At 40.1% G+C, this 14,523-nt stretch carries 19 protein-coding genes, 1 tRNA gene and 1 other RNA gene; 9 read left to right on the top strand and 12 right to left on the bottom strand.

The window, feature by feature from the left end; genetic code table 11:
* The first annotated feature begins 73 nt into the window (after positions 1-73).
* Genes DLJ48_RS05135 through DLJ48_RS05115 form a run of 5 tightly spaced genes read left to right on the top strand, consistent with a single transcriptional unit; the run spans position 74 to position 3,616 of the window.
* Positions 74-673: an ECF transporter S component gene (locus DLJ48_RS05135; RefSeq protein WP_128686433.1), complete on the top strand. Its 600-nt coding sequence runs from the start codon at positions 74-76 to the stop codon at positions 671-673.
* Between the two features lie 23 nt (positions 674-696).
* Entirely contained in the window at positions 697-1,539 is an 843-nt protein-coding gene (locus tag DLJ48_RS05130; protein ID WP_128686432.1) for an energy-coupling factor transporter ATPase, read from the top strand.
* Complete coding sequence (locus DLJ48_RS05125; protein WP_128686431.1) at positions 1,515-2,393, top strand: energy-coupling factor transporter ATPase; 879 nt, start codon at positions 1,515-1,517, stop codon at positions 2,391-2,393. Before DLJ48_RS05130 ends, DLJ48_RS05125 begins: the two co-directional genes overlap by 25 nt.
* Positions 2,390-3,175 (top strand): energy-coupling factor transporter transmembrane component T family protein, encoded by a 786-nt coding sequence (locus DLJ48_RS05120; RefSeq protein ID WP_128686430.1) that lies wholly within the window; start codon positions 2,390-2,392, stop codon positions 3,173-3,175. Before DLJ48_RS05125 ends, DLJ48_RS05120 begins: the two co-directional genes overlap by 4 nt.
* Before the next feature lie 30 nt (positions 3,176-3,205).
* The gene (locus DLJ48_RS05115) at positions 3,206-3,616 is read left to right on the top strand and encodes a hypothetical protein (protein ID WP_128686429.1); all 411 of its coding nucleotides are present in this window, start codon (positions 3,206-3,208) and stop codon (positions 3,614-3,616) included.
* A gap of 12 nt (positions 3,617-3,628) precedes the next feature.
* Here DLJ48_RS05115 and DLJ48_RS05110 read toward each other — a convergent pair whose 3' ends face one another.
* The 3 genes from DLJ48_RS05110 to DLJ48_RS05100 all read right to left on the bottom strand — a co-directional run bounded on the left by DLJ48_RS05110 (position 3,629) and on the right by DLJ48_RS05100 (position 4,712).
* Complete coding sequence (locus DLJ48_RS05110; protein ID WP_161566113.1) at positions 3,629-4,249, bottom strand: magnesium transporter CorA family protein; 621 nt, start codon at positions 4,247-4,249, stop codon at positions 3,629-3,631.
* Entirely contained in the window at positions 4,246-4,530 is a 285-nt protein-coding gene (locus DLJ48_RS05105; protein WP_128686427.1) for a magnesium transporter CorA family protein, read from the bottom strand. The genes DLJ48_RS05110 and DLJ48_RS05105 overlap by 4 nt, the downstream gene beginning before the upstream one ends.
* Positions 4,531-4,640: 110 nt before the next feature.
* Positions 4,641-4,712, bottom strand: a tRNA-Glu gene (locus DLJ48_RS05100).
* Positions 4,713-4,780: 68 nt separating this feature from the next.
* Between DLJ48_RS05100 and ssrA the strand changes: the two genes are divergently transcribed.
* The 4 genes from ssrA to DLJ48_RS05080 all read left to right on the top strand — a co-directional run bounded on the left by ssrA (position 4,781) and on the right by DLJ48_RS05080 (position 6,868).
* Positions 4,781-5,128: a transfer-messenger RNA gene (gene ssrA / locus DLJ48_RS05095) on the top strand.
* 191 nt (positions 5,129-5,319) lie between these two features.
* Complete coding sequence (locus DLJ48_RS05090) at positions 5,320-5,595, top strand: hypothetical protein (protein WP_128686426.1); 276 nt, start codon at positions 5,320-5,322, stop codon at positions 5,593-5,595.
* Positions 5,596-6,228: 633 nt separating this feature from the next.
* Positions 6,229-6,531: a type II toxin-antitoxin system RelE/ParE family toxin gene (locus DLJ48_RS05085; RefSeq protein WP_128686425.1), complete on the top strand. Its 303-nt coding sequence runs from the start codon at positions 6,229-6,231 to the stop codon at positions 6,529-6,531.
* The gene (locus DLJ48_RS05080; RefSeq protein WP_128686424.1) at positions 6,524-6,868 is read left to right on the top strand and encodes a type II toxin-antitoxin system MqsA family antitoxin; all 345 of its coding nucleotides are present in this window, start codon (positions 6,524-6,526) and stop codon (positions 6,866-6,868) included. The genes DLJ48_RS05085 and DLJ48_RS05080 overlap by 8 nt, the downstream gene beginning before the upstream one ends.
* A gap of 205 nt (positions 6,869-7,073) precedes the next feature.
* Here the strand turns inward: DLJ48_RS05080 and DLJ48_RS05075 are convergent, their stop codons facing one another.
* The 9 genes from DLJ48_RS05075 to DLJ48_RS05035 form a co-directional block, all read right to left on the bottom strand.
* The gene (locus tag DLJ48_RS05075) at positions 7,074-7,439 is read right to left on the bottom strand and encodes a TIGR02328 family protein (protein WP_128686423.1); all 366 of its coding nucleotides are present in this window, start codon (positions 7,437-7,439) and stop codon (positions 7,074-7,076) included.
* A gap of 201 nt (positions 7,440-7,640) precedes the next feature.
* The gene (locus DLJ48_RS05070) at positions 7,641-8,555 is read right to left on the bottom strand and encodes a nucleoside hydrolase (RefSeq protein WP_161566112.1); all 915 of its coding nucleotides are present in this window, start codon (positions 8,553-8,555) and stop codon (positions 7,641-7,643) included.
* On the bottom strand, positions 8,548-9,279 hold the full coding sequence (gene pnuC / locus DLJ48_RS05065; RefSeq protein ID WP_128686421.1) for a nicotinamide riboside transporter PnuC: 732 nt from the start codon (positions 9,277-9,279) through the stop codon (positions 8,548-8,550). Before pnuC ends, DLJ48_RS05070 begins: the two co-directional genes overlap by 8 nt.
* Positions 9,280-9,381: 102 nt before the next feature.
* Positions 9,382-9,777, bottom strand: coding sequence for a DUF956 family protein (locus DLJ48_RS05060; RefSeq protein ID WP_128686420.1), 396 nt, complete (start codon positions 9,775-9,777; stop codon positions 9,382-9,384).
* A 106-nt stretch (positions 9,778-9,883) separates the two neighbouring features.
* Positions 9,884-10,798: a PTS system mannose/fructose/sorbose family transporter subunit IID gene (locus DLJ48_RS05055; protein ID WP_128686419.1), complete on the bottom strand. Its 915-nt coding sequence runs from the start codon at positions 10,796-10,798 to the stop codon at positions 9,884-9,886.
* 18 nt (positions 10,799-10,816) lie between these two features.
* Complete coding sequence (locus tag DLJ48_RS05050; RefSeq protein ID WP_128686418.1) at positions 10,817-11,617, bottom strand: PTS mannose/fructose/sorbose transporter subunit IIC; 801 nt, start codon at positions 11,615-11,617, stop codon at positions 10,817-10,819.
* On the bottom strand, positions 11,617-12,591 hold the full coding sequence (locus tag DLJ48_RS05045) for a mannose/fructose/sorbose PTS transporter subunit IIA (protein ID WP_128686417.1): 975 nt from the start codon (positions 12,589-12,591) through the stop codon (positions 11,617-11,619). The genes DLJ48_RS05050 and DLJ48_RS05045 overlap by 1 nt, the downstream gene beginning before the upstream one ends.
* Positions 12,592-12,904: 313 nt before the next feature.
* On the bottom strand, positions 12,905-13,771 hold the full coding sequence (locus DLJ48_RS05040) for a metallophosphoesterase (protein WP_128686416.1): 867 nt from the start codon (positions 13,769-13,771) through the stop codon (positions 12,905-12,907).
* A gap of 40 nt (positions 13,772-13,811) precedes the next feature.
* Complete coding sequence (locus tag DLJ48_RS05035; RefSeq protein ID WP_128686415.1) at positions 13,812-14,504, bottom strand: glycerophosphodiester phosphodiesterase family protein; 693 nt, start codon at positions 14,502-14,504, stop codon at positions 13,812-13,814.
* Between the last annotated feature and the right edge of the window lie 19 nt (positions 14,505-14,523).

The raw sequence follows: 14,523 nt of genomic DNA, 5'->3' as shown, positions 1-14,523 counted from the left end.
ACACTATTCATTTGAACTTCGCTAAGATATTATAATTAGTAACATCTAAGCCGCTGGTAGAGAAGGATCAATCATGATACATCAAACAAAAGCATTTCATTTAGCTATCATGGCGCTTTTTATCGCCATTGTTATCATTCAAAATTTCGTACCCTTGCTAGGGTATATTCCAATCGGGCCTTTGAGTTTGACAATTATCCAAATTACAGTCATTATCGCTGCCGTGCTGCTTGGGCCGACAGACGGTGCGATCATTGGCGGTGTTTGGGGATTTTTATCCTGCCTCAGGGCCTTTACAGCACCCACGAGCCCAGTAGAACCACTTATCTTTACGAACCCGCTGATTTCAATACTGCCAAGAATCCTAGTTGGCCTTGCAGCCGGTTATTTGGTGATATTCTTTAAAAAAATTAATCTGAAACAATCACTTTATTTAGCACTCATCGGCCTGATCGGTGCCTTGATCAACACAGTCCTGATACTGGGCCTCATTTATATTTTCTACCGCACACCATCAGTCGCTCATGCTTACGGCGTTTCGAGTCCCAAGTACATCGCTGCGCTTTTAGTCGCTGTGATTGCCAGCAATGGTATCCCAGAAGCTGTTTTATCAGCAATTGCGACACCACTGATCACGTTGCCGATTTTGCGTTACTGGCAGCGAAATGACTAAAGACAGAAAAGGAAGATCTCATTTTGACAAACAACGCGATTGAAATATCCGACTTATCTTTTGCCTATAAGCACAATTCCAAGAAAATTTTGCAGCATATTAATCTCTCTGTTCAAGAAGGCGACTGGCTGTCGATCATCGGCCGCAATGGCAGTGGCAAAACAACGTTAATCAAATTGATTTTAGGACTGGCAGCTGGTCAAATTAGCGGTAGGATCGATTTTTTTGATCGAACAATCAATGAAAACAATATTGATTCGATTCGGGACCAGATCGGCGTCGTTTTTCAAAATCCGGAAAATCAATTTGTCGCCGCAACCGTGGCCGATGATGTCGCCTTCGGCTTGGAAAACCACGATGTCAGCCGTGATCAAATGATTAAAAAAGTCCGCTCTGCACTAATCGAAGTAGGCATAGCTGACTTAGCTGATCGCGAACCAGAAAGCTTATCCGGAGGCCAAAAACAACGTGTTGCTTTAGCCAGTGTCATCGCCTTGCGCCCACGAATGATTATCTTAGATGAAGCAACTAGTATGCTGGACCCGAATGGTCGCCAAGAACTGCTGAACATTTTAAGAAAACTGCAGTCAGCATACAAAATCACGGTCATCGCCATTACACATAATATCGCCGAAACTCAACAGGCTGATCAAGTTATCGTGATCGATCAAGGGAAAAAAGTATTAGAAGGCAAACCGGCAGACGTTTTGATTCAAGATGATAAACTAACTTCTTTTGGATTGGAAGTTCCTTTCACAAGACGCATCAGAAAAGATCTTGCAGATCTCGGGCTGTTCTTGCCTGATTCTTATACAAGCTCAGAAAGCATGGTGACACAAATATGGCGATCTTATTCAAAAATGTGAGTTACACCTATCAGGCCAAGACGCCCTTCGCGGTCCAAGCGTTGACAGATATCAATTTCAGTATCAAAAACGGCTCTTACACAGCGATCATTGGTCAAACAGGCAGCGGCAAATCAACTTTGATCAATCATTTAAACGGTTTACTCAAACCGACAGCCGGTTTTGTTCAAATTGACGATCAAAAAATCCAGTCATCCAGTCGTGAAAAAGAATTAAGACTGCTTAGGCAAAAAGTAGGCGTCGTTTTTCAATTTCCTGAAAATCAATTATTCGCGAACACAGTTGAAGAAGATATCGAATTTGGACCTTTGAATTTCGGTATGTCTAAAACTGCAGCTGACCAGATCGCAGCTGCATCACTAATTAGAGTTGGTCTAACAAGAGAATTTTTGACCCGATCACCTTTAGAATTATCCGGCGGCCAAATGAGACGCGTGGCCATTGCAGGTGTTTTGGCTGCCCAGCCAGAGATACTTGTTTTGGATGAACCAACAGCTGGTTTGGATTTTATTGGTCAGCAGGAAATCATGAAATTAGTCAAAAACCTGCAGCTACAACAACATATGACGATCTTGTTAGTCACGCATTCAATGGAAGACGTTGCCAATGATGCAGATCAGGTATTATTTTTGGAAAAAGGCCGTCTAGTCAAACAGGTCAGTGTTTCTGAGATGTTTCATGGTCAGCAATGGCTTGCAGCAAAGAAAATAATCATGCCGCAATCACTTGATTTGGCCAATAAATTAATAGCAAAAGGCGTGAAATATGATGGGCCGCTACCAATTAATGAAGCAGAACTGACTCATTTTTTTCAGACAATTTTTGCTAAAAAAAAGATAGGTAAGCTACAATGAATATTGTTTTTGGACGTTACTTAGCAGGCAGATCCTTCGTTCATCAATTGGACGCAAGAAATAAAATAATCACGCTGTTTCTGATGATTTTTCTAAGTTTTATAGCCAATAGCACTATTGATTTCGTCATATTGCTAGCCCTTTGCTCAGCGGCTTTGCTGGCAGCTAGAATACCGGTGATGTTTTTTCTAAAAGGCATCCGATTTTTTTTGATCATGATTTTATTGACGGCCATTTTGCAGCTGCTGTTTTCCAAAGGCGGCAGTACATTTTTCTCTTGGGGCATCATTTCGATCACTAGCATTGGCTTAAAAACAGGGATATTCCTATTCCTACGCTTCACAGTCGCGATCAGTATGGCAACACTTTTTACGCTAACAACGTCTTCGATTGAAATCGCTAATGGACTGACTTTCTTTTTACAGCCTTTTCGATTTTTAAAACTGCCTGTAGACGATATCGTCTTAACCTTATCGATTGCCTTACGCTTCGTGCCGACAATTATCCGCGAAATCAATACGATCACGAATGCGCAAAAATCAAGGGGCTCTTTTTTAAATACCGGTTCTATTGTGCAGCAAATTAGGGCTGTTCTGCCCGTTTTAACACCTTTTTTTCTCGGGTCCATCAAACGGGCCGAGGATTTAGCGACAGCCATGATTTTGCGAGGCTATACTGATGGTAGAAAACGCAGTAAGTTCCGCAAAATGACTTGGAAGATTCAAGATAGCGTCCTTCTTGGGTTCTACTTCATCATTTTGCTAATAATGGTATGGTTATAAAGCTAATGACTTTGGATGAGATAAATTCTAATGTATGATGATAAACCACTTCTTTTATTATTTCTGTTGTTCAAAAAAATTTTCATTACTGTCATCGCGATGAGTATTGCCATGGTTTTGATGCTGGATGAAATCGAAAGGTTCCCATTGACGCAAATCAACCAAACAATTATCAATGCTGCTATCTATTTAGCAATTACAGTCGCTTTGTTAAATGTCTTTCAGACGATTTGCTTGTTTATTTACCTCAATCGTCCTTTTCGAATCATTTATTTATTCAGCAGTTATTTCAGTAATGCTGCTTTGATCGCGGTTTCTGTCATTCGTATCACGGCCTACCCCTATATGTATTTAGGCGTCTTCGCTGGTAGTTTGGGTCTAGCGATGCTGACTTACCAAGTTCGGCAAAACCGCCAATATTACTTTGAAGTCGAGTTGTAAAAAAATAGTCAGCTATAAAGAATGATGCTGGCGTAAATAAATGACCAAAATCAGCATTAAAACAGCCGTGACCACAAGCGAAAACAACCAGGACAAGTTATTTTGTGCCAACGGTAAATGCATATTCATGCCATAAAAACCGCTCACGATCGGTGGAATTGCCAAGAGCAAAGACCACACTGTCAAAAAACGCATAATTGAATTCAGATCATTGTTGATCAAACGGTCATAAGCATCGCTTAATTGCTGAATATTTTCTGAAATGAGATCGATCATTCTCGTTGTTTGTTTGACTGCAATATTGATTTTATGGATTTGACGAATATCTGATTTGTCAGGCTGCGCGCGCGCATCTTTATAAAATGATTTGATTTCAGCAAAACAATCCGAATTTTCTTGAATTGATGGGCGCAAAAAAACAATATCCTGATTAACTCGCGTCAGGTCCTCAAAATTCTTATTATTACGATGTGAACTTAAATGTGCCTGGATATGTTCAGCGCGTTCGGATAGGCGCGAAATAATATCGATATAGCGGTCCATTGTTAAAAGAATCAAGTCAAACAAGAAAGCTGTTCGAGTATCATGCTGTTTAACCAATAACTGCTCAATCGATTGATTAAAAAAACTCATTTTAGAATTCGAAAAAACAAACATATTCTGGCCTTGAAAATAACAGAAACCGGCTCAGAGTGACTTTTTTCGTTGACCGGTACCCAAAAAACCATAATCACATTTTCGTCATCTGTATCATCGTCAATGCGAGCTGGACCCTTTTTATCGTTGACGTATTCTAAGAGTTGCGGTTCGATGTGATAGTCGTTTTCCAGACCAATCATTTCATCTTGAGAAAAATCTTTAACGAGAATAACATCAAAAGGATGATACTTACTTGCAGGATAGTTCTTTAGCATTTCAAACTCCTTAATACTTTAAGCAATAAGAAAATTTTAACATGCAAACAATCAACCTTTTCGACACAAAAAAACTTTGCAGTGATAATCACGACAAAGTTTATCTAGCATAGCTCCAATGGGGATCGAACCCATGATTCCGCGCTGAGAACGCGACGTCTTAGCCACTTGACCATGGAGCCAAAGCACGTTTAATATTGTAACAAAAATTGCGGCTAAGAGCCATGATATAATGGACTTGGTCATTTCGGGGGTAGTTCCGGAATTCGACAGGTTATTACAAACATGGACTGCGTTTCCGTTTGTCGGGTCATAGACTGCAGATATAACTGCAAAAAATAATGAACCATCTTACGCATTAGCTGCTTGATCGCAGTCGCGTAGCCTCTTGTTGAGTCCACGGCAACATTTTGGCCTAATAGTGGATTAGCTGTTGGCGCTTCTGTTCGGAACAAAAATAGTGACAAATTAATCGAACTAGCTCTGAGTTTGTAAGTTAGCAAACGAATTCAGAGCGAAATTAACTGTTAACTATAAACGTAGATGTTCATGTGATTGGATGATTTGGACATGGGTTCGACTCCCATCTACTCCATAAAGGTATGTTGGCAAGGCGCTTTAACCGCTCGGTTGAGCGCTTTTTATTTGTTTAGGTGTTCTAGATATTACCTGATATTACTTATGAAAGTAATATGAAAAGTAATACGAGTTTTTAGAAAAGTGAGGTTATTGAGGTCATGACTTTATACACACACCACGAATTTTTAAGTAATGAAATGGAGAAGAAACATGTCTTATACGATCAATGAAAAAACCTTTGATGAAACAGAAAACAAAGTCAACCAGCTTAAAGACTTACTATTCATTTTTAGCAACCATACGGATCCAGCTATTGACCCAACTAAGCAAGAAGAGGTGTTCAAGCTTTATGATGCCTATCAGCATGTTCAAAGTATTTCTGGCTGTATGATCGCCTTAATCAATGATGTTTATCAAAACACGCAGACAATGGAACACCAATATTTAGCGAACAGGCGCACTGCAAAGGTGGCTGACCATGATTGAGCCTGAAGCGTGGGAGTTATTGAAGTTATAGAATGTGAATAGGATTTTAAGAAGTCAGTGAGGTTAATTACAATGGATATTCTAGCATCTATTATTTTTTCGTTATCTATCGTTTTTATAGTGGAATGTGTTACAAATTTGTTTCCCAAAGCAATCAACGTCAGACAAGTAGTTCTTGTTGTTTTACTGGCCTTGGCATGTATTGGACTGGGATTCGGTGCCTTGACCCTCCCAAACATTCATGGCATTTCTGGGATAAATTGGGTTCTCACTACTTTATTACTAGTACTGTATGTGATCATGCGGTCAGTGTTAACCATTATCAAACAGATACAAAACAACAAATAACAGTGTTTTGAAAAGAGCAATCGAGTAATAGCAAAAAATTGATGGTTTTTCTTTCATAGATTTCTTTTAACTGAGCTATGTGCACATTTATAGAGCCCTGTCGTTATCACAAGCCGTGAGAGATGATATTCAGACCTTTAAAAATGTGACTCAGATAGCTAGGTAAAGTATAAACAAGAAAAAAGCGTCCGTAATGGGCGTTTTTGTGTGCGTCAATGATGTTGACAAAGAGTACTAGATAATAGATGTGCGGAAATATATTATACACAATCTTTTGAGAAGTCCATGAAGAAGAACAATCTCAGTAGAGCGGAAAAACAGGTCAAACAAGAGTTTGGGGATAAAATTGCTGAGTACGTTTCTCAAAGACCAGACACAACGATATTTCCTAAGTCAGGAACAGGCATTGGCCATGTTTGGAAGATTAGAGTGGTGGAAAATGATTATCGAATCATCTATTACGCCAAAAGAGGACAAAATGTTTTTGCACTTATCATCTTTGCCAAGGCTGTTGAAGAAAATTTAATTTCTGATGAAAAGAAACTAATCAAGAAGCTAGTGGAAAGGATTGAAAAAAGCCATGGATAAAGAAGATATCAAATTACTAGAAGAAAGTATCGGCGATGTTTCTAAAGCACTGAAGGGTGATCTTAGTGGTATCTCTGAAATTGTGCATATTGATGAAAACAGTCGTGTTCGCCATTCTGTCAAGGTAAGGAAGCTGAGTGATGATGATTTTAACAAAGAAACGACTCGGAGAATTAGAATCACTTTACACATGGACCAAGATAATTTTGCTAATTTTATGGGTGTTTCAGTCAATACGGTCAAAGCGTGGGAACGTGGTCGAAACAAGCCATCAGGCAGCAGCTTACGCTTGTTATCCTTGATCAATCATCATCCCCGTCTTGCAAAAACAATGTAACATTTATAGACTGGTTGATAAGCTCTTTATTGATTCTCTTAGGGGCAAAAACAGCCTATTTTAGCCATAAAAACCAGCAAAATATGAACGTTTGAGCCATTTAAATGCCTATTTAAATGCATAACGATAATAAAACATGCAAACAAGATTGCATGTTTTTTATTTGATTGAGTATTAGCTTCTGTGCATTAAAGCTCTGACCTTTTCACGAAAGATGAATACCTTTGTTTGCCAAATTAAGCAGGCAAATCTTGAGATAATCGTCATTATGCTCTGGATAAATCGGATCAGTCAGTAAAAGGGCCGTTAAGTGTTGATAGGGCTGACAGTTTTTGCCGCGATAATTGGCTTGGCACCATAATTTATCAGGTTCATAGCCGCGTCTGAGCATCTCTTGGATCACAAGCTGATGAAATTGGAAAAGTTTATAAGGCGAGTATTTAAAAACATAATCCACGGTTGCATGCGATCTGCCCCAGCCATTGCCCCTTAAAGCAGCCAGCTCACGATGTTGACCGAGCAATTGCTGTCGCGGAAGCTTGTCTATCAGTTGTTCATGCCATAAACGCATTTTTATTCTCCTCAACAAATATACCAATTTTTGCCAAAAAACTAGTCAGCCCATTCTCATCAATGCCTTTTTAGAATTCAAGATGATAATCAAAGTCACTGTTTCATAAATAATTTTTAATCTGCTTATTCGATATACAAAAAAACAGTCCATCAGGATTGCTTTTATGTATGAATAAAACTCAGCATATCAGTTGAAAATTTATTGAACCAAGCGGCTTAGTTCCTGAACAAGCCAGGCATTTAGTTTAGCATCGTCAACGTCCGTCAATACTTTCACATTAGCGTCATTTTTACTAGAAATATCGGCTACAGTCGCGCCACGAGCCGGACCGGTTTTTTGGACTTGAATAAAATAATCCTCAGATTTATAAAATTCCGGATGCAGCAAGTAAGAAATCGTATTCAAATCATAAACAATATAGCCCGCAACCTGTTTTTCGGCATACTTTTTTAATAAATCAGCTAGCTTCAGACCAACTTTGCCCATTTTAGCAATCGCATCATTACTCTGGAAAGTCACCAGCGCTTTTTTGCAAACATCGATTCCGGCTGTCACGATCGGCACACCCGAACGATAAACAAGGTCAGCCGCATCTGGGTCATAATAAATATTAAATTCAGCAACACTTGACATATTGCCTTGCGACAAAGTACCGCCCATGAGAACAAACTGCTTGATCTTGTAAACGATATCCGGATGCTCAACAAGCAAAAGACCCAAATTCGTGTAAGAACCCGTGCCAACGATCGTGAGTGGTTCTTCGCTAGCCGATAAAAGTTGATACATTTCCGCGACGGCATTATCATCGGTCGCCGTTTGCAGCAGTTTCCCGCTAGCATCAGGATAGTCGCCTAAACCACTTTCGCCAAACCAAGGTTCATAAGCTTCCAATTCGCGCAAAAGCGGACGTGCAGCGCCGGAAGCCACTGGCACTTTCGATTTTAGATCTTGAACTAAATAAAGAGCATTTTTTGTTGTCAAATCAACCGTGACATTACCAGAAACCGTCGTAATCAGTTTTAAATCAATTTGCGGATCCAAAATTGACGACACGATCGCAAAAGCATCATCAACGCCAGGATCGCAATCTAAAATGACAGGGATCTTAGACACTAGTGCCTCCTTCATTATCGGCCTCGCCACTGCCCCAGACTTTGATCGCGTAAACACTGTTGAATAGCAGTGCAGCCTGCAGAGCAACTTGAGATAGATCAGAACCTAAATTACCAATTTTCGTGTAGCCGGAAACAATTTGTATAGATAAAATCGACCAATAAATAATGTTTGCCAGATTAACCACGATCCATAGTGACCAATTTTCTTTATATTTTAAAATATAAAGTGTTTGAGCGATAATGCTGACCACAAAGTTAATACTGTCCAAATAAGGCAACTGTCCGTGAAGCAGTGAGAGAATCCACCAGCCGACAGCCCAAGCAATAAAAGAACCTAAGAAAATCCAGTTGCGTATCGTCTTTGAAAAAGAGTGCGTTGCTTCATCGTGGCCCCACATAAACCAACCGATCGGTTGAGAAATGACATACACGATGTCCATAGCAAAGGACCCATACGCATGACTGATCCAAGCCACATAAGACATAGCCAAACATTGAACTAAGCCAAAAATGAAATTGATTTTGCGCCCTTTCATGCCATAAATCAAACAAAGAACACCTGCAACGCCTGAGATCATGCCGATCACAGAATCCGGTACGATTGCATAAACAGCTAACTGCAGCAGTACCAAGATCGAAATGTAAATGACTTCGAATTTTTTCCAATTAGTAAAAAGCTGAACGTAGAACCAGTGCCAAATCCCTTGCGATTCCGATACCATTATATTTACCTCGTTTCCAAAAATTATATAACTAATTCACAAAAAAATGTTTCCCCGAATCACCCATTTTTGGGTTATCGTGAAAACATTTTTCGTACACAATTATTTACTGCTGATTTTTTTACTTTTGCGGCTGAATATTGATTTCAAACCACGTTTGATCACCTGCCAAAAGCTCAAGGAGCGTACCATTCGATCCTTGGGAACGTATTTTTGTATGGCACGCAAGACCCTTTTAGGATGTCTAGCAGCAAAGGTATAGCTGCCATTGCGTTTTGTCTGAATGGAAAAACGAGGAATCCATCGACCCCTTAGCAGCACCGAAGCAATCACATAATCAACATCTTTCCAAGGAATTTGGATAAATTTATTGATATCGCTGTCATTGTAAAATTCAAAACCAACGTCACCAATCATGATTTTGCCATAACTGGATAAACCTAAAAAGGAAGTTGCCTTGGTCACTAAATCAACTTTTGTGTTCAACGACTCTACCATCTGCTTCTCCTTTTTTTTAACAAATCTCAAACTGTCGCTTAATAAAAGAACGATCCATCGAGAGATTCCCGAATAAGATCGTTCTTAAATAACTCACAAATGCAGTTTACAAAATATTCAGCAAGTGTGCAACGACACCGAAGACGAAGATTCCCAAAATAATGATAATTGGTGAAACCTTTTTCTTCAATAACCACATGCATAGGAAGGTCAGCAGTAAGGCTGCCAAACCAGGAATCAATGAATCCAAGTTATTTTGCAAAGTCGTCGTCTTGATAGAACTTAAAGGAAGACCACTAGCATATTGGGTAAACGCATCTTGCAATCCTTTATGCGTTAGTGGAATCTTATTCCAATCGATATAGGCACCTTTACTTAGCTTGATGTTTGAAACAACTGGTGTGAATTTGATCGAAACCCAGCGCTGGACAAGGGCCGCTAGAACAAACATACCCATGATCGAAGCGCCCTTCGTAACGTCTTGCAATAAACCGCCACTCAGGTCATCTGTAATTTTAGAACCGGCACGATAACCGAATTCCTGGGTGTACCACATAAATCCCCAACGAATAATGTTCCAAAGAACGAAGAACAGGATCGGGCCAAGAATGTTGCCGCTCAGAGCTAAAGAAGCACCTAAAGCACCTAAAATTGGTCTAACCGTGTACCAGAAGACTGGATCACCAACACCAGCCAAGGGACCCATCATACCAACTTTGACACCTTGAATAGCTGTATCATCAACCTTTGCACCATTAGCACGATCTTCTTCTAGTGCTAAGGTAACACCAATAATCGGAGAAGCCAAGTAAGGATGAGTGTTAAAGAATTCCAAATGCCGCTTCAAAGCAGCAGACCGGTCTTCTTTGGTCTTATACAATTTTTTAATAGCGGGAATCAGTGAAAATGCCCAGCCACCGTTTTGCATACGCTCATAATTCCATGACCCTTGAATAAAGGTGGAACGCCATGCAACGGCCAGTCGATCTCTTTTTGTTAAATGAATTTTTTCATCTGCCATTTTTATCCCTCCTTTTCCTTAGTAATCATTTAGAACATCATCGAGTGGATCGCCAGTGTTGCCACCACCGCCATTGGACGAGCTTCCTTTTTTAGAGAGGTCCAAGTAGATAAGGGCCAGTGAGGCACCAATTGCACCAATGGCAATCAATGTGAAATTAGTGACAGTCGCAATAACAAAACCTAGAGCGAAGAAAGGCCAGGTTTCACGGCTGGACATCATGTTGATAACCATTGCATATCCAACGGCAACAACCATACTGCCACCGATAGCCATACCATCTGTCAACCAAGCTGGCATCGCTTCCAAAACACCTTTAACAGCTGAAGCTGGAATAAAGAGTAATGCACCAGCCGGGATCGCGATACGCAGGCCCTGCATGCAGATCGCGATAATCTGCCAGAGATCAATCGTTTTAAAATCGCCACGATCAGCAGCTCGATCCATAAAATGAATAATCGGAACGGCAAGTGTCCGGACAACCATAGTCAAGAACAAACCAGCTACGGCAAGCGGAATGGCTAAGGCGATCGCAGAGGAAACACCCTTAGTACCTTGGCCGCCTAGAACCAAAATAATCGATGAAGCAACTGAAGCCAAGGCAGCATCAGGCGCAACAGCAGCACCGATGTTAGCCCAGCCGAGGGCGATCAATTGCAAGGAACCGCCTAACATGATACATGGACCCAAATCACCAGTAACCAATCCGATCAGCGTACAAGCAACCAAAGGCTGATGGAATTGAAACTCGTCTAGAATACCTTCCATACCGGCGAAGAAGGCAACTACGACAACTAAAATAATCGATATAACGGACATTACTTTTTCTCCTTACTGTCATCCAGCTTAAATCCAGCTTTTTTAATCAAGGCCAGCATATCCTTGCTATCATCTGAAGGCACTTTACGAACATCGAACTTAACACCTTTATCCCGCAGATGTTCAAAAGTATCAACATCTTTTTGGTCAACGGCTAACACGTTGTTGATCATCGTTTTTCCATCAGAATGTGCCAGAGAACCAATATTTAATTCAGGTATGTCGACACCACCATCGACTGCCCGTGCAACATCTTCTGCTGTTTCAAACAACAATAGAAAACGCTCATTTCCAAACCTTGGATCATGCCAAATCTTGATCATCTTATCGATCGGGATAACATTAGCTTTGATTCCAGGAGGCGCAGCCTCAGTGATCAGCGACTTCCTTAGTTGATCCTTAGCCACATTATCTGAAACAACAATAATACGTGTCGGATTAACTGATTTAGACCATGCTGTGGCCACTTGTCCATGAAGCAGACGCGAATCAAGTCTTGCCAAACTGATCTTTGCTTGTCCATCTCCTTGCGGAATAATGGCCGCTTTAGCTTTCGGCGCAGCCGCCTTGGGTGTCAATTCCTCAGGCTTAGTTCTAACTCCGGCGCGAGCCTCGACTAGAATATGTGCAGCAATTTCATGAGCACTATTTAAGTTTGAACGCGAAGAATATGCTTCGATCAGCATCGGCAAATTTAAGCCGGTAACGATCGCCATTTTATCCTTGTGTTCTTCATAAATAGCATTCGATTGGTTAAATGGAGATCCGCCCCAAAGATCAATTAAGAACAGAACTTCATCGTCGCTAGCAAAACTGGCAATCGCTGCATCCAAATGTTTCCTCAAATCATCAGGACCTTCATTCGGCATAAAAGTAACAGCTGCTACTTTTTCCTGCTTGCCGAATATCATCTCGCCTGATTGAAGAATGCCCTTGGCAAATTCGCCGTGACTTGCGATGACTATTCCAACCATCGTGCTATCCTCCTTTATTCCCCATCCCTAAAAAGAGACTGTTTTTTGTTACTCATAAATATTAGTCTATTTAAACGTTTTACGCAAGCGCTTACACGGACAACTAAAAATAAAGGACTAACATTAACAAACGCTTTTAGTCCTGAAACTTTTTGATGCCAGTATCTTGGTTTGATCGCAAAAATCGCCATAGAATAAAAACTAAGTAACCAAGTAAAGCAAACTAATTACCTAGCAACTAAATTTTATACTAAATCAGGGTCATTTAAAGCCTTTTACGAACAAAATAGTATCTTACATGCCAAAATTGACACTAATTGTCCGGAAAAGGAATATTTTTGCTTGTAATATGATCTTCATAAAGATCAATTTGTTTGTAACCTCTTTTGATTTTGCCGTAAGTGTTGAAACCGCTGGCATTGCCATAAACAAAATCAATGCCGCGATAATTGGCCATGAAATTATTATCATGATCATGACCTGCAAAAATGGCTTTAAAATTAGCATCTTTCAGCAAACTATAAAAAAGTCCGGAATTAATTTCCGGCGAACCGATCGGCTCAGCGATTTGGCCATCAAAAATAAAATTTTTAGCTTCGGCATATTCCGGGATCGGAATATGAATAAAACCCAGATCAACTCTTGGTACAGAATTATCGTAAGGCAGTTTTTCAAACCAATTAATTTGTTCTCGACTGATCGGTTCATAGAGACCGAAGCGGTCATCATTTGAATAAGCACCACTATCCCAGACATAGATCACGTGAGACAACTTTCCGCTATCATGGTCAACAATCTGTAGACTGTAATTTTCAAGATCGTGAACAATAAAACGCTGATGTTTATCGGCTGGATGGTTTATAAAGGATTCATAGCTGCGAATTGTTTCACGATCAAACAAACCTTCTGTATCATGATTGCCATAGGTCACAGCAACAGGCGTATTAATCTGATCAAATATAGCGTAGAAATATTTCATCGTTTCTTTTGGGTCAGCAGAATGTTTCCCCCAAATCAAATCACCGGTTATCATGATCAAATCAAATTTCGTGCTAGCAAGTAAACGCTGAATTTTGGAGATGGTTTCCTGATCAGCTACCGAGAAAGGATAAGGATCCAAGTGCAGATCGGTCAACTGGCAAATTCTAAAGGGATGCTCTTTTTTCGATAATAACTGCATATCATCAGCCTTCCTGAATCAGGTGTAATTCTCACTACATTCATTTAAACGCTAAACGCCTTTCGTTGGCGCTTTGAAAATCATTCGTAAACAAAGCGGCAACTTTTTTCTTAAACAATTTTCTTTGTTTTGCAGGATCGTCAACAGTCCAGATGCGTTCGATCGTATGCGGAATTTTTTGATAGTGTTTCAGATGAAGTCCGGCTAAATGATTGATCCTCATGAAATGTTCAGCATTATGAAGATATTTAGCAGTCAAAAAACAATATTGGCCATCTGGATCAATTTGATAGCAATTTCTCAGCGAATTTAAATAAAAAGATGAGTATATAATCGGGTAAGCAAGTTCCGTCCGCTTCACCATTGCCATAACAATTTTTTCAATGCCCTCGTAGTGAAATAAATCAGTTTTAAATTCAAGATTCAGGCGAATTGGTTTGTTTTCAACGACTTGTAAAAATTCAGCCAAAGAAGGAACTGATTGTCCATCGGCCAATTTGAATTTTTTTAACTCGCTCCACTGATAGTCTTTGATAAAGCCGCTGCCATCTGTCGTCCGGTCAATTTTTTCATCATGCATAATAATTGGAATTCTATCTTTCGTCAAATGAACGTCAAATTCAATACCATCAGCCCCCTGATCAATTGTATATTGAAAACCAGCAAGTGAATTTTCCGGAAAACGAATCGGAATACCACGATGGGCAAAAATTAAAGTCTGTTGATCCGACATCTTCTCTCCTCTATTCATT

Source organism: Oenococcus sicerae, assembly GCF_004102045.2.
GTDB classification, from domain to species: domain Bacteria; phylum Bacillota; class Bacilli; order Lactobacillales; family Lactobacillaceae; genus Oenococcus; species Oenococcus sicerae.
The sequence above is the reverse complement of the archived record's forward strand: the minus strand, read 5'-3'. Positions and strand labels throughout refer to the sequence as shown.

Bases quoted from the DNA above. Each gene is read 5' to 3' on its own strand.
- DLJ48_RS05135 (WP_128686433.1), top strand. From the start codon at position 74: ATGATACATCAAACAAAAGCATTTCATTTAGCTATCATGGCGCTTTTT.
- DLJ48_RS05125 (WP_128686431.1), top strand. From the start codon at position 1,515: ATGGCGATCTTATTCAAAAATGTGAGTTACACCTATCAGGCCAAGACG.
- DLJ48_RS05120 (WP_128686430.1), top strand. From the start codon at position 2,390: ATGAATATTGTTTTTGGACGTTACTTAGCAGGCAGATCCTTCGTTCAT.
- DLJ48_RS05115 (WP_128686429.1), top strand. From the start codon at position 3,206: ATGTATGATGATAAACCACTTCTTTTATTATTTCTGTTGTTCAAAAAA.
- DLJ48_RS05110 (WP_161566113.1), bottom strand. From the start codon at position 4,249: ATGAGTTTTTTTAATCAATCGATTGAGCAGTTATTGGTTAAACAGCAT.
- DLJ48_RS05105 (WP_128686427.1), bottom strand. From the start codon at position 4,530: ATGCTAAAGAACTATCCTGCAAGTAAGTATCATCCTTTTGATGTTATT.
- DLJ48_RS05090 (WP_128686426.1), top strand. From the start codon at position 5,320: ATGTCTTATACGATCAATGAAAAAACCTTTGATGAAACAGAAAACAAA.
- DLJ48_RS05085 (WP_128686425.1), top strand. From the start codon at position 6,229: ATGAAGAAGAACAATCTCAGTAGAGCGGAAAAACAGGTCAAACAAGAG.
- DLJ48_RS05080 (WP_128686424.1), top strand. From the start codon at position 6,524: ATGGATAAAGAAGATATCAAATTACTAGAAGAAAGTATCGGCGATGTT.
- DLJ48_RS05075 (WP_128686423.1), bottom strand. From the start codon at position 7,439: ATGCGTTTATGGCATGAACAACTGATAGACAAGCTTCCGCGACAGCAA.
- pnuC (WP_128686421.1), bottom strand. From the start codon at position 9,279: ATGGTATCGGAATCGCAAGGGATTTGGCACTGGTTCTACGTTCAGCTT.
- DLJ48_RS05060 (WP_128686420.1), bottom strand. From the start codon at position 9,777: ATGGTAGAGTCGTTGAACACAAAAGTTGATTTAGTGACCAAGGCAACT.
- DLJ48_RS05055 (WP_128686419.1), bottom strand. From the start codon at position 10,798: ATGGCAGATGAAAAAATTCATTTAACAAAAAGAGATCGACTGGCCGTT.
- DLJ48_RS05050 (WP_128686418.1), bottom strand. From the start codon at position 11,617: ATGTCCGTTATATCGATTATTTTAGTTGTCGTAGTTGCCTTCTTCGCC.
- DLJ48_RS05045 (WP_128686417.1), bottom strand. From the start codon at position 12,591: ATGGTTGGAATAGTCATCGCAAGTCACGGCGAATTTGCCAAGGGCATT.
- DLJ48_RS05040 (WP_128686416.1), bottom strand. From the start codon at position 13,771: ATGCAGTTATTATCGAAAAAAGAGCATCCCTTTAGAATTTGCCAGTTG.
- DLJ48_RS05035 (WP_128686415.1), bottom strand. From the start codon at position 14,504: ATGTCGGATCAACAGACTTTAATTTTTGCCCATCGTGGTATTCCGATT.